We start from the raw sequence: 13,667 nt of genomic DNA, 5'->3' as shown, positions 1-13,667 counted from the left end.
AAAACATTTAAATTAATAGATTTTAGGTAAGATAAAAATAAAAATGAACTATTCTTTTTGTTTTTTCATTTCTATATGCTTTAGAATAACCTTTTCTATATCTTCTGGTTTATCTAAAACTTCAATTCCTTCCATTCTTCTAATTTTTTCAACATTCTCCACATCAACATCTCTCATGTATAGGGTTAATTTTTTATTTCCTGGCAAAATTGTCTCTACTTTCCCTTTCTTATTATCTGGTGGGAAGATATAGACTGGAACTCTTGCTTTCATTGCTTGTGCCACTGAATTGGTTATTAAAGTATCTGCTATACCATAAGCTATCTTTGCAGTTGTGTTTGCTGTTGCTGGAGCTACTAAAAATAAATCATACTTTCCAGTTTGCAACTTCCCAACTAAGAACGGGGCGTTTGCATTAACTTCAACTCTCAAATCATAAAATTCATCCTCCAAAACTTGCCAGAGTTTATACCACTTCACAACAATCTTTGCGTTCTTTGATAAATATATATCTACATCCAAATTGTATTTGTTCTTTAGTTTCTTCATTATTTCAACAACTTCTGGCAGTTTATCCCCACATCCAGTTATTCCCCACGCAATTTTTAGCATATTATCCCTCTTTATTCTTAATATTTATTTATTGCAACCCTTTCTTTTCTTTTAAAACCTCATAAAACCTATTAAGTGTCTTCCTCAAAACCCTCAACCCTTCCTCATCCTCTTCAACTCCTTTCTTCCCTCTATCTTTTGACCAAAATGTAGCCCCTAAGTTTGCTCCAAAAGAGCCCCTCCCACTGGAATCATCTCATTTATTATAAAAAAGTCATGTATTGTCCTTAAAGCAATCTCTTGCCCTCCGTTTCTATCTCCACCAACAGCAATAGCCATTCCAACCTTTCCCCTCAAAACTTTTGGATTTTTTGCCAATATTGCCCTACATCTATCCATCAATGTCTTTAACTGCCCTGTTACATTCCCTTGATAAACTGGTGTGCCAATTATAACTCCATCAGCCCAGATAAGATTTTCATAAACCTCTTCCATGTCATCCTTATGTATGCAACCCTCTTTTTTCTTTACGCAGTAATCACAATGGATGCAAAAATTGATAGTTTTTCTGCTGACTGAAAAATATCTTACCTCTGCCCCCTTCTCTTTTAAGTAATTTAAAGCATAATTAACTGCAAAATGAGTCCCCTGCAATCTTGGACTCCCACTTATTCCAAAGACTTTCATAGTTTCACCTAATAAAAGAAAAATAAGTTAATAAAAATAACATTAAGTTTAAGTTTATACTAAGATTAAAGACTTACATCTGATAATCTTTTACCAAATTCATAGCATTTCTTTAAATCTTCTTCCTTTGGAGAAAATCTTACTTTTAAACATTTATCATCAACTATCTTAAATCCTAAACTTTCAAATACCTTTTTAATTTTTTCAGTAGCACATTCCATCCAACCATAAGAACCAAAGGCAGCTCCAATTTTATCTATTGGTCTTATGCATTCCATATACGACAAAAATTTTCCAACTTCTGGATATACGTTTCTATTTACAGTTGGTGAGCCAATTAAAACATACTTTGCATCTAAAATTTCAGTCATAATCAAACTCATAGGTGTTTCAGAAATCCTATAGAGTTTTACCTCAACACCACTATCTATCAATCCATCAGCAATTGAATGAGCAATCTTTTTTGTTGAATTATACATAGTGTCGTAAGCAATAACTGCTTTATTTTTCATTTTATTAGATGCCCATTCATTGTATTTTTCTATTATTTCTTTTATGTATTTTCTCCAGATTAACCCATGTGCTGGACAGATAAGTTCAACATCTAAGTTTTTAACCGAATTTACAGCGTCAGGAATGAGCATTTTATATGGCATTAATATGTTTGCAAAATAGTCCTTTGCATGTTCAAAGATTACTTCTCCAACTTCATAATCGAATCTTTTAGAGCTTGCAAAATGTTGTCCAAAGGCATCATTTGAGAATAAAATTTTATCTTCTTTGCAGTAAGTTAGCATATTATCTGGCCAGTGAAGCATAGGTGTTCTTATAAACTTTAAAGTTCTATTTCCAATACTTATCTCGTCTCCTGTATCTACAACAATAAAATCCCAACCTTTTGTATCATAATAATATGATAGGTTTTCTTTTCCTTTTTCATTTGTAATAACTGTTGCACCACTAATCTCAACTATCTTATCAACACAACCACTGTGGTCTTTTTCTACGTGATTAACAACTATGTAATCAATATCCTCTGGATTTATTACCTTTGAAATTCCATTTATTAATTCATCAAACATATAATCCTTTGCAGTATCAATGAGGACATTTTCTTTATCTTTTATTAAATAAGAGTTGTAAGTTGAGCCGTAGGGGGTTTCATAGCCATGAAAATTTCTAATCTCCCAATCAATTACACCAACCCAAAATATATCCTTCTTTATCTCAATAACCATGAAATCACCTCAAAAAAGTACAAATTTAAAAATTAAATAAAATTAAAGTTCAATTATTCTATAGCCCTCATCCAAATACTTCTTTAAACTTATATGTCCAAATAAATCATTCTCTAACTTCAATTTTCCTTTAATCTCTTCTTTAACATTAAACATAGTTGTACATGCTTCACACACTACAAAATCATCTTTTAATTTTTCAAAGTGGTTTTTTAATGGATGATTCTCACTTAACAAATCCTTTGCCCATAGAACTGCCTCCCCCTCTAATATAATCTTTACCTCATCCCCTTTCTCTTTCATCTCATTTGCAAACAACAATGTATGAAACATTACTGGCATGTTAGGTTTATCTTTATTAGAATATGAGAAAATTAAGAATGCTACTTTCATAACCCTCCCCCAATTTAGTATTTTTCACATTTAACTTCAAAGTATTTTCTTGGATGACTACATGAAGGGCATTCTTCTGGTGGTTCCTCCCCCAAATAAACAAAACCGCATTTTCTACAAACCCATTCTACTGGCTCATCTTTCTTAAATACTGTTCCATTTTCAACCTCTTTTAATAATTTCTTAAATCTCTCTTCATGATGTTTTTCAGCTATTGCTATAGCTCTCAGCCTATCTGCTATCTCTTTAAGCCCTTCTTTCTCTGCAATTTCAGCAAACTTTGGATACATCTCTGTGTGCTCAAAATGCTCTCCTTCAATTGATGCCTTTAAATTTTCAACAGTACTTCCTAAAACAATTGGAACTTCCACATCATCAACTTTTATTGCGGTATCATTGATGTTGTATTTCTTTTTTAGTTCATTTATTAAATAATATAGCCATTTAGCATGTTCCCTCTCATTTTCAGCAGTTAATAAAAATATCTCCGCTATCTGCTCATATCCTTCTTGCTTAGCAATCTTTGCATAGCATGTATATCTGTTTCTTGCTAAACTCTCCCCAATATATGCTTTTATTAAATTCTTTAAAGTTTCTTTCATAATTAACACCATAACACCAAAAATTTAAAAGTAGTTAATTTAAATTTATTCTAACTTTTTATAACAGAACCACCAATCTAAGCATTCAATTTCTCCTCTTTCACATGCCTCTTTTCTCTGCTTTATTTCCTCTACTGATGATGCTGGTGGAATTATTGCCTTATCTCCAATTATATCATTCTCTGGCCAATTTGCTGGCATAGCTACTCCTTTCTCATCTGACATCTGGAGGGCTTTAACCAATCTTACAATTTCATCTAAGTTTCTACCAACTTCCTGTGGATAATATAAGATAGCCCTAATTATCCCTTTATTATCTACAACAAACACAGCTCTAACTGTATTGTTTCCTTTGTATGGGCTTATCATTCCTAATTTTTCTGCTAATTCTCCCCTATCATCTGCTATAACTGGGAATTCAATCTCCACATCTAATTTTTCTTTTATCCATTCAATCCATTTTAGATGAGAGAAAACTTGATCTATACTTAACCCAATTAATTCAGTATTTAGTTTTCTAAACTCATCGTATCTCTTTTGGAATCCTACAAACTCCGTTGTGCAAACTGGAGTGAAGTCAGCAGGATGACTAAATAAGACAAACCATTTTCCCTTTTCAACATAATAGTTTGGCAGTTTGATAGTTCCATGAGTTGTTTTAACCTCTACTTCTGGGAACTTCTCTCCAATAACTGGGAATTTTCCTTCACACATAACTATCCCTCCCCCATTTATTTTTGTAAGATAAGATAGCAGGGTGATAAAATGAGATGAAAAATTAATGAAATTAAAATCTACTCTCCTCGTTTGGTCTTCTTCCAACTAATTTTGGGTCGTAACCTTCACATCCACATTCTGGTGTATAGCAAGTTACATCATAGAAAGTACATTTTTCCCCACAGTTTGGACATTTTTCTGGAGGTTTCTCTGCCTCAAAGGTATAGCCACAGTTTGAGCATTTCCACCATGTCATTATTTCACCAAAAAATTTTTAGTCTTTCTTTTCAATTGGCATTTATTTGCCAATTTCATTGCTAAATCTTCTGGATCTTTTATTGGGAAATCATCGTCAGTTAATAATCTAACCAATTCTCCTGCCTCTATATTTCCACATGGTAGAGATAAACCGCAAGGTAGAGCTTCTGCCAACTCAACTTTACTTTTTATTGGGAAAACATCCTTATCTTTGAAATACTCAAATAGTTTCAATTTGAAATCCTGAATGTCTTTCAATGCCTCATATAGTGGATGGTTTGTTGTTATCATATATTATCACCAAAATTGAATTTCTTAGTTTTATTCTATCTTTCTAAATGCATTCTTTCCTAAACCACACTGTGGACATCTAAATGTATCAGGAAGTTCTTCAAATTTTGTCCCTGGCGGGATATTTTGAGATGGCTCCCCCACATTTTCGTCATAAACCCAACCACACATACATTGATATTTTGCCATTTCGTCTTCACCACTTCAATTTTTTAGATTTTTGTACGATAATTCTCTATAGAGTTGAAAGTATTTATCATTAATCCTACTAAATTCGTCAAAAATTGAACAAATCCTTTGGGATTTAGTAACCAAAGTTTCAATCTATTTATAAAATTATTCTATCTTAACCTCTTTTTCATACTCCCATATACCATGCAAGTTACATCTCATCAAAGCTTTTAAAATAAAGCTATCATGTCCCTTTGAAGGAGCTTTAACTATTAGCTTAACCTCTGGTTTCATGAATTGGGTAAAATCTACCCTTGCTAAATAAATATCTCCCATAAACAACTCAATCCATTGGATAAAATGCCCATCTTCCATAGGATGAGGAATTCCTGTTGAGATTTTAACCTCAAAGTATTCATCAGCTTTAACAGCTTCTGGACATTCTATAAACGGAGTATGCTTTTTCTCAAAATCATTCCCTTCTTTCATTCTGTTTATTCCACAGAAATAGTTCATACCCCTCCCCCTTAAAAATAAAGATTTTTAGCATTTAGAGTTTTTCTAATATTTTCATTGCCTTTGTGAATGCTGGCATTCCACTTGTTAATAAAACTACCCTCAAAACATCTGCAATCTCTTCTTTTGTGATGCCGAGTTCTTTCATTCCACTAATCATCTGCTTTTCTGTTGCTATTTCATCACACTTTGAAGCTACTATCCCTATAGCTATTAATTTTTGAGTTTTGTAATCTAAAACTTTCCCAGTGAAAGCTGCCTCATTTAATTTAACAATCGCCTCATACAAATCTGGATACTTCTCTTTAACTACTTTCATCCCCTCCCCGAAAAACTTCTCATTTTTCATTTTCATCACCTCAAAATTTGTGCTTTCAAAGTTTGCCTTGACAACCTCACTTTTTGTATTGAGGGTACATCAATAGGGCAAAAGTACTATGGTTTTACATATTATTCTGCAAGGGGTTTTGAAAAGCACCATAAACTCCCTAAAATTAATTTCTTCATTATTGAGTATATATATCTTACTAAAAATTTTTTATAATTATAAGACTAATTAATTCCAAATATTAATTTTTCAAATAACATAAAATTGAGGGATAACAATGAAAGTTAAAGAAGTTATGAATAGAAATTTTATAAAAATCTCCCCAAATGACATTGGTGGAGAAGTCGTTCAAATTCTCTATAAAGAAAAGAAAAACTACGCTCCAGTTGTAGAAGATGGAAAATTAGTTGGATGGATAACAGCTCTTGATTTGCTTATAGGTTGCAAGCATTCAAAAATTGAAGATTTGATGTTGTTTATTGATGAAATAAAAGTGTTAAAAGAGGATGATGAACTAACAGAAGAAATTATAGAAGAGATGATTAAAAAGGAGGATATTGCATACCCTGTTGTTAATGAAGACTATAAAGTTGTGGGAACTCTAAGTGTTTTTGATTTATTAAATTATTTAACAACTTCAACTTTAAAATAACATGCATCATCTCCCTTTGCCATGCATTTTATTTCATCTACAACAACTGGCTTTTCTAATATACACTCAAAAGCTCCTGCAATTAATCCAGCATCAAAATAGCATATTGGTTCATCAAAATTTAAATCCTCACAAAAAGCGCAGTTTTCAACCTTTAAAATTAATGGCTTTCTGCTTTCAATCTTTAAAATTCCTAAATTGTTCCTTTTAAAAAATTTTTTCAAATCAGTGTATTTTTTTGGATTTAAATGCTTTCCAAACTCATAACCAATGTCATACAAGGTTATTTCACTATCTAACTCTTTAATTTTTTTCATCATTATGAACACAACTGCCTTAAAAAGTTCCAACGGAATATATTTTCTCTTTTCCTTTTTATCTTCATTAAATTCCTTCTTTAAATATTCAACTGCTTCATTTATCAATTCACTGTCATCTGTAATTATAAAATCACCTTCACAAAATATCTTAGAAAGTTCTTCAATCCCCCTTGCTTTTAGTTCAACTTTCATAATATTACCTTAAAATTTTTAATTTGATGATTATAAATAAAAAAGAATAAAAATAAAGTAAAAGATTTATTTAAAGTATCTTTCCAAAATTCCTTTTAACATTTTTGCATGTCTTGCCTCATCTCTACTTGATTCATCAAAGAAGTCGTGAGCTGGGTCTATTCCCAACTCTTTTGCCTTTGTTGCAGCAGCTTTTTTCTCTTTGTTTGCCATACATTCTCCTTTTAACATCATTTCAATGTTTTCCTTTAAGTTTTCTGAAATTAAACCGTTCATTTCAGCAAAGTGTGCAGCATGTTGAGCTTCTTCCATTGCTATCCTTATCAAAACCTCAGCAACCTCTGGTAATCCTTCTCTTTGAGCCTGTCTTGCCATAGCTAAGTATAATCCAACCTCCTTACACTCCCCCTCAAAGTTTGCCTGAACTTCTTTCTCTAACTCTGTTCCTTTTGTTACTCCTATTTTGTGTTCATTTATTAAATCCAATTCCATCATCTCACCTTTTATTTTTTTAATTATTACATAATACAATAAACATCTACGATTATATAACATTAATGGTTCGAAATTCGATATATTTATGATGGATTAATTCAAAATTTAATCAATATCTACCATCTCATCCTCGATAACAATACCTTTCTCTTTAAACCACTCTCCATACTTCTTATCTGGCTTTGCTATGTGCATTGTGAGCCATCCAACTAAAAAAGATAAAGCACTTCTAAAATCATTCTCTGAACCTTCTTCAATCTTTGGTAGTAATTTTTCTATAACTGTTTTAACAAAAACTTCATGGGTTTTTCTATGCCTTTCCAAATCAGGGTAGCCATACTTTTCCATAATTTCCTCTTCATGCTTAAAATGCTTTGCAGCATAATTAACAACTCTTCTTTTTAATAATTCCTTTGCTTCTTCTCTTTTTCCCTCATTTAACAAATTATAGATTTCATTTAAAGTTTTAACTAAAAATTTATGCTCATCATCAAATGCTTTAATTCCAGTCTCAAAATCTTTGCTCCATTTGATTATTTCTTTCATAATTGTCACCAAATTAAATTTTCTTTATAATAGTTTAAGAATATTTAAATTAAATATTCAATAATATGGATATCACAATATAAAATCAATTAAAGATAAAAACCATACCTATTTCTATGTAGTTCGTTTTTTGAAATACCACTATAGTTATAATAAATCATGATTATATAACAATAATGGTTCGAAATTCGACATATTTTTAATTAATAACTAAAAATTTTGTCAATATCGATATTTTATCCCCTATATCTTATGATTTTCTCATATACTCATTAATTATTTTGATGTTGTTAATATAAATATACAAATACTCTGTTCAAAAATAAAAACAAAATAAAAATAAAGGAAGAGTTTATTCAATCTTCAACTCCTTAATTCTCTTAGCCAACTCCTTACCCATGTTATAGCAGTTCGTTAGCTCATCCTCTGTTGGGACATAGTAGAGTTCATATTGATTTATAACCTCAAACCCACATTTTGCTAACTCTTCAGCAATTTTAGCAACAGCTCCTCCTTCTCCACCCATTGAACCAAAAGCAATAGCTAATCTCTTAAATCCTGTTCTATTAAACTTCAATCCTTTTAGGTAATAAATTATATCTCCAATTGATGGATATGGCTCATCATAGATTGTTGGAATCCCAAAGAGAACTGCCTTAGCATCTAAGATATCCTTAACAATCTCACTTCTCTCATCGTAATGCAAATAGTACATTACAACATCAATTCCTTCACTCATCAATCCCTCTGCAAATGCATGAGCCATCTTTTGGGTTGAGTAGTGCATTGTGTCGTAGACGATAACTGCCTTATCCTTAGCTGCCTTACCTGTAGCAAAGTCTTGATATGCCTTAATAACCTTCATTGGGTCCGTCCATATCTGCCCGTGTGATGGAGCAATCATCTTTATCTTATCCAACAATCCTAACTGAATAACTTCCTCAAATTTCTTCAAAACCAACTTTGATAATGGGGTTATTAAATTAGCATAGAATTTTTGGTTTGCATCCATCAACACGTGCTCTGGAATATCTGTATCGAATCTCTTATGTGCTGGATAACAAAGATGTTGTCCAAATGCATCGTTTGAGAATAAAATCCCTCCTTCGTTGTAGAATGTGAACATGCTATCTGGCCAATGTAATAGAGGAGCTTCTAAGAACGTTAATGTCTTTCCTCCTAAATCGACTGTATCTCCTGTATGAACTACTTTGAATGGGGCATCTTTTAATGATGGATAGTGCTTTTTAAGCCCTTCAACTGCCACTTCAGTACAGTATATAGGAGCTTCTGGGAACTTTTTGTGGATTTCTGGTAGAGCTCCACTGTGGTCTTTTTCAACGTGGTTTTGAACGATTACATCAATCTTAAATTCCCTCCCCTCTTTTTCAAAAGCATCTTTTATCCTCCCCCACATTTGAGCAGAGGTTCCTGGATATGTGTTATCTATTAAAGCAACTTTTTCGTCTCCAAAGACTAAGTAGGCGTTGTATGTTGTTCCTTTCAATGTGTAGCCGTGATACATTCTTATATCCCAGTCTAAAACCCCCACCCAATATACACCATCAGCTATTTTAACAGCATCTGCTTTCATATCTTTCCACCCTACTAAAATTTATTCTTAACCTTGCATACTTATTTACTTTTGTCTTAGAGGATATAATAAACTAACTGTCCGAATTTCGTTAATTATTTCAAAAAAAAGTTCCTAAATTAGAGACGGAATATATAGAGATTATTGTAAAACACAAACATTAAAATATAGTGTTTTTCAAAATACTTTAGTATAACTAAGGCACTGATGAACTGCTTCTTAAAATTAGAGATTTAAATATTCCTTATTAATTTTAATAAATTTTGAAAAACACTATAAAACTAAATAAACTAATTTTTCCCTTTCCTATTGAAAATAGTTGAAAATGATAATGCATTTTTCCTACATGCACTCATGCACTCAAAGCATCTTACGCACTCCATCTGATTTATCTTCTCTGTATCAACAATTTTTATCTGCATAGGGCATCTAAACTCACATAATCTACACTTAACACACCTATCTTTATCAACTCTCAACTTAAAGATTGAGAATCTTGCAAATATACTTAACACAGCCCCTACTGGGCAGACATATTTACAGAAGAATCTTGGATAAATAAATCCTAAAATTAAAAACAGAGCTAATAATAGACATGCCAGTATATAGGAATCAACTATTTTAATTCCAGATAAATATGCTAAAACTACCAAAACCAATATAACATACTTAAAATAGATTAATTTGTTGTGGATTTTTTCATCAACTCTTGGTAGTTTTTTTAACTTAAAGAGTTTTACTCTCAATTTATAAACCAAATCAAATAAAAATCCAAATGGACACATCCAACCACAAAATACTCTACCAAATATTAAAGTTAAAGCTACAATAACAATTAACTTAACTATCAACTGCCCAATAGTCCCTTTAAGATAAATTTCTCAATCAATCCAAAGAAACACAAACAAAAACTTGTCAGAAAAACAAAATAGATAAAAAAGAATGTTTGAGAAATCTTCCTCAATATCTGAATCTTATCCATTTATAACCACCCAAATAACAAGTCTCTCAAATTTATTGTTGAGAATAGAAAGGATATTATTTTGTCAATTATTGAGGTATCTTTGTTGTTATTGACTGTATTATCGGATGTTTGGTTTTGAGTTGTATTCAGCTTAATCTTTCCTTCTTCAATCATGCACTCAACAATTGCCTCTTTAACAACACTTGGTGGAATGCCATAAACCTCTTTTATCTCTTCAAAAGTTGTATCATCTGGAACGTCAATTTTCAGCTTTTCCTTTAAACAATTTGGATTTATTCCATATTTATTGCAGATTTCTTTTATTGTGTATGATTTTAACTCTTTACCAGAAATATTTACATACTCATCAATTAACTCCTCTGTTAATTGTATGTTTTCATTGTCTGTATTTGTTTTCTCTATACTCAAACTTTCTGTAGTAGTTGGAGCTGGCTCACTATGGTCGCAAATCCCATTATGATTGGTGTCTATATACCTTCCACACTCTCCCGGATATGTGCAATTAACCCTTCCAAAAGGACAATCATTCCATGCATAAATTGTATTTACTATTATTAAAAAAGTAAGAACAAATAGGAAATATTTTAGGTATTTCATTTTTTAATCCCCCTCTCCATTTGACTATTAATTATCTGCTCATATTCCTCCCTGCTTATATATTGAGGGCTGTAATTAGTCCCATAATTGTTTAGCATTCTAATAAAAGCCCTTAAATGGTTTCTTGAACCTTTCATCAAGTTTTCATAAACAAATTTTATATCTTCATTGTCAGTTTTGTTTATCCAATGTTCTAAATCAGCAATATCCAAATCTTCAATAGTTGCTCCAACTATCAATGCATCAACAACTGATTTATTACCTTTTTCAACTAATTTTTTATATAACTCCTCAAACTTCGGATTTGAGAATTTTCCAATCTCATCACTTTTAACTGGGTCTGGGATACCATATTTTTCTAAGAGGTATTTAACTGAATCTGTATGTGTTTGCTCACTTTCAGCAATGTTCTTAAATATTTGCAGTTTCCATTTATTATATAAAGTTAGATAAACATCTCTTGCCAATTTTTCCTCCTCTCTCATCTCAATGAGTCCTTCTTTTTCTTCTTCACTTATTGGTTGTTTTGGTAAAGCATTTATATTTTTATAGATTAAACTAACATTTATATCTCCATTATTTTCTACTACTTTTTCATTTTCTAATATTTGATTTTGATTATTTTGCATTTGGGCATTTTCTGTATTTTGAGTTACGCATCCTGCTAAAAAAATCATAGAAGCGATTAATGATACTACCAACAATTTCAGAATATCACTCATTTACCTCACCTTATCCTCACAGTTGGGACAATTATATTAACAACCATTGCCATTTAAAAAAATAAATTAATATTATGAAAATTTATTTATTATGAACATATGAAATATTTGCCTTTCCAACATCTATTTGTGTGTTATTTATATTCTGATGATAGATATGTGGGGCGTTTACTCCTCCAATACCTATTTTTGAAGTGTTAGCGTTTTGATGATATACATGAGAAGCATTAGCTATCATTGCATTAATTCTACCTTTAGCCATTCCATGTCCTCCTGGGTGTAAATGTAATTTAACCATTGCCATCTGTTCTCCTTGAAGTTGAACCATTATTCTGTAAGCATCTTGGTATCTGTTTTGTTTTATTAACTCTTCAACTTCTTTCAACTTCTCTTCTAAGTCAGTAACATTAACACCCATTCTCTTTAACATGAATATTCTTCTTTCCATCATTTTTATTCTATGTTGTAGCATTAACTTAACTTTAACTTTTGGGATTTGTTTAATTTCAATTTTTAATCCATTCTTCTGCAATTTCAACATCAGCTTTGAATAGTTGCAGAATGGACAGATTGGATTTTCAACAATCTCAACTTTATTTATTTTTAACTGCAATTTTTGTGGTTCGACAGTTAAATTTACTCCATTTGTTAATAAGACCAAACAGGTTCCATTCTTTATTAACTCCATTGTTTCATTTAAGGCAATATCATCAAATCCATAGCAAACGCATGCAGTTGTATTATTTCCATAAGCATACCTAAACTGGTTTTGGAATCTTAATGTTACATTAGCATTTGTCTCGTATCTTGTTTTCCCACCAATTCTCTCAACAGTTATCCCTGCATTTTCTAATGCAGTTGTGTAATTCTCAACTACTGCCAAAGGTCCTCCGATGATTATGACCTTAGTAGGGTTCAAAGCCAAAATCTCATTAACTACACTTTCGTTGTAGATACCCCATTCAGTTGTTATCACTGTTGCATTTAAAGCATTTGCAACCTCTAAAGCACAGCACTGGTCTGCACAGTTGTCACTAACTAAAACTACATCTGTTGCAAAGTTTGCAGAAACCATTGGAATTGCCATTAGCAATAGCAATAGCAGTTTCTTCCACATATTATCACCTCAATAACAAAATTTTTAATATTTGGTGTTATTTAAACTTAATTCTTTATTTACTACTCCTCTTTGGAATAATAGACAATAATACGTAAATTCCAATTGCCAATATTAATATCCAAATAACTATCCAGAAAAATCTATAAAAGAAAAATGGAAAGAAAGCGTAATTATAGTGACACATTGGCATATCTCACACCCTTATTGTTGCCAATAACAACATCCACAAGGACAGCATCCCCCTCTCATTCCATGACCGTGGGCATAGTAATAACCTGGATGATTGGCAAACACAAATCCAACCAACTCCCCGTTGTAGTAGAGGGGATATCTCTCTCCAAATGGAGTGTAGAAAGGTTTTCCAACAGTTACTTTATCTAAATTAACGTCTCCCCATAAAACTCCAACTATTTGTCCATCTATCTCTAAGTGAGATATATTATAGCCAAACGGTGTTGTATACTGTACAATCTCTGCCTTTTTTAATATTTCAGTTGGATTTATGTCTGTATTTTCAGTAGTTTGAGTTTGGTATGCCATCCATGGTGGAAAGGCATAAACCATGCTAATTAAAGCAATTCCTAATACTGCCATTAAGAGTTTTTTCATTCTTCCACCTGCATTGTATTTGGGTTATATGAATCCTTTTAGCTACATATAATAGAATAAAAAAACAAATATATAAATATTA

19 protein-coding genes and 2 pseudogenes are annotated in these 13,667 nt (G+C 31.6%); 1 reads left to right on the top strand and 20 read right to left on the bottom strand.

What is annotated here, in order from left to right; translation table 11 throughout:
• Positions 1-48: 48 nt before the first annotated feature.
• The 11 genes and pseudogenes from afpA to MFS40622_RS07175 all read right to left on the bottom strand — a co-directional run bounded on the left by afpA (position 49) and on the right by MFS40622_RS07175 (position 5,774).
• Entirely contained in the window at positions 49-612 is a 564-nt protein-coding gene (afpA, locus tag MFS40622_RS07225) for an archaeoflavoprotein AfpA (protein WP_012981025.1), read from the bottom strand.
• A 28-nt stretch (positions 613-640) separates the two neighbouring features.
• A pseudogene (locus MFS40622_RS07220) lies at positions 641-1,239 on the bottom strand (flavodoxin family protein).
• A gap of 65 nt (positions 1,240-1,304) precedes the next feature.
• Positions 1,305-2,477, bottom strand: a complete 1,173-nt coding sequence (locus tag MFS40622_RS07215; RefSeq protein WP_012981024.1) for an FprA family A-type flavoprotein — start codon at positions 2,475-2,477, stop codon at positions 1,305-1,307.
• Positions 2,478-2,519: 42 nt separating this feature from the next.
• Positions 2,520-2,870: a DsrE family protein gene (locus MFS40622_RS07210; protein WP_012981023.1), complete on the bottom strand. Its 351-nt coding sequence runs from the start codon at positions 2,868-2,870 to the stop codon at positions 2,520-2,522.
• 14 nt (positions 2,871-2,884) lie between these two features.
• Positions 2,885-3,472: a rubrerythrin gene (rbr, locus tag MFS40622_RS07205; RefSeq protein ID WP_048197508.1), complete on the bottom strand. Its 588-nt coding sequence runs from the start codon at positions 3,470-3,472 to the stop codon at positions 2,885-2,887.
• Between the two features lie 45 nt (positions 3,473-3,517).
• A complete protein-coding gene (locus MFS40622_RS07200; RefSeq protein WP_012981021.1) occupies positions 3,518-4,186 on the bottom strand; it encodes a peroxiredoxin in 669 nt (222 codons plus the stop codon).
• 73 nt (positions 4,187-4,259) lie between these two features.
• Entirely contained in the window at positions 4,260-4,445 is a 186-nt protein-coding gene (locus tag MFS40622_RS07195; RefSeq protein WP_012981020.1) for a rubredoxin-like domain-containing protein, read from the bottom strand.
• Entirely contained in the window at positions 4,445-4,738 is a 294-nt protein-coding gene (locus tag MFS40622_RS07190) for an MTH865 family protein (protein WP_012981019.1), read from the bottom strand. Before MFS40622_RS07190 ends, MFS40622_RS07195 begins: the two co-directional genes overlap by 1 nt.
• A gap of 30 nt (positions 4,739-4,768) precedes the next feature.
• Positions 4,769-4,927, bottom strand: coding sequence for a rubredoxin (locus MFS40622_RS07185; RefSeq protein WP_012981018.1), 159 nt, complete (start codon positions 4,925-4,927; stop codon positions 4,769-4,771).
• 147 nt (positions 4,928-5,074) lie between these two features.
• A complete protein-coding gene (locus MFS40622_RS07180) occupies positions 5,075-5,425 on the bottom strand; it encodes a desulfoferrodoxin family protein (RefSeq protein ID WP_012981017.1) in 351 nt (116 codons plus the stop codon).
• 34 nt (positions 5,426-5,459) lie between these two features.
• Positions 5,460-5,774 (bottom strand): carboxymuconolactone decarboxylase family protein, encoded by a 315-nt coding sequence (locus MFS40622_RS07175; protein WP_012981016.1) that lies wholly within the window; start codon positions 5,772-5,774, stop codon positions 5,460-5,462.
• A gap of 256 nt (positions 5,775-6,030) precedes the next feature.
• Between MFS40622_RS07175 and MFS40622_RS07170 the strand changes: the two genes are divergently transcribed.
• Positions 6,031-6,405 (top strand): CBS domain-containing protein, encoded by a 375-nt coding sequence (locus MFS40622_RS07170; RefSeq protein WP_012981015.1) that lies wholly within the window; start codon positions 6,031-6,033, stop codon positions 6,403-6,405.
• On the opposite strand, the gene MFS40622_RS07165 is transcribed toward MFS40622_RS07170, so the two are convergent.
• The 9 genes and pseudogenes from MFS40622_RS07165 to MFS40622_RS07125 all read right to left on the bottom strand — a co-directional run bounded on the left by MFS40622_RS07165 (position 6,378) and on the right by MFS40622_RS07125 (position 13,585).
• Positions 6,378-6,917: a V4R domain-containing protein gene (locus MFS40622_RS07165; RefSeq protein ID WP_012981014.1), complete on the bottom strand. Its 540-nt coding sequence runs from the start codon at positions 6,915-6,917 to the stop codon at positions 6,378-6,380. The two genes, MFS40622_RS07170 and MFS40622_RS07165, sit on opposite strands and share 28 nt — an antisense overlap.
• A 66-nt stretch (positions 6,918-6,983) precedes the next feature.
• A complete protein-coding gene (locus MFS40622_RS07160) occupies positions 6,984-7,409 on the bottom strand; it encodes a ferritin family protein (RefSeq protein WP_012981013.1) in 426 nt (141 codons plus the stop codon).
• A gap of 108 nt (positions 7,410-7,517) precedes the next feature.
• Positions 7,518-7,958, bottom strand: a complete 441-nt coding sequence (locus MFS40622_RS07155) for a bacteriohemerythrin (protein WP_012981012.1) — start codon at positions 7,956-7,958, stop codon at positions 7,518-7,520.
• Positions 7,959-8,310: 352 nt separating this feature from the next.
• Entirely contained in the window at positions 8,311-9,552 is a 1,242-nt protein-coding gene (locus tag MFS40622_RS07150; protein ID WP_012981011.1) for an FprA family A-type flavoprotein, read from the bottom strand.
• A 290-nt stretch (positions 9,553-9,842) separates the two neighbouring features.
• Positions 9,843-10,534 (bottom strand): annotated as a pseudogene (locus MFS40622_RS07145) (4Fe-4S binding protein).
• Positions 10,535-11,134: a hypothetical protein gene (locus MFS40622_RS07140; RefSeq protein WP_012981010.1), complete on the bottom strand. Its 600-nt coding sequence runs from the start codon at positions 11,132-11,134 to the stop codon at positions 10,535-10,537.
• A complete protein-coding gene (locus MFS40622_RS07135) occupies positions 11,131-11,856 on the bottom strand; it encodes a DUF2202 domain-containing protein (protein ID WP_012981009.1) in 726 nt (241 codons plus the stop codon). The genes MFS40622_RS07140 and MFS40622_RS07135 overlap by 4 nt, the downstream gene beginning before the upstream one ends.
• Positions 11,857-11,938: 82 nt before the next feature.
• A complete protein-coding gene (locus tag MFS40622_RS07130) occupies positions 11,939-12,973 on the bottom strand; it encodes a cell wall-binding repeat-containing protein (RefSeq protein ID WP_012981008.1) in 1,035 nt (344 codons plus the stop codon).
• Between the two features lie 204 nt (positions 12,974-13,177).
• Positions 13,178-13,585, bottom strand: a complete 408-nt coding sequence (locus MFS40622_RS07125) for a hypothetical protein (RefSeq protein WP_012981007.1) — start codon at positions 13,583-13,585, stop codon at positions 13,178-13,180.
• Positions 13,586-13,667: the final 82 nt, after the last annotated feature.

This window comes from Methanocaldococcus sp. FS406-22, assembly GCF_000025525.1.
Taxonomy (GTDB): Archaea; AGJL01; Methanococci; order Methanococcales; family Methanocaldococcaceae; genus Methanocaldococcus.
Note: the sequence above shows the minus strand (reverse complement) of the source record. Positions and strands in the feature narration are given on the sequence as shown.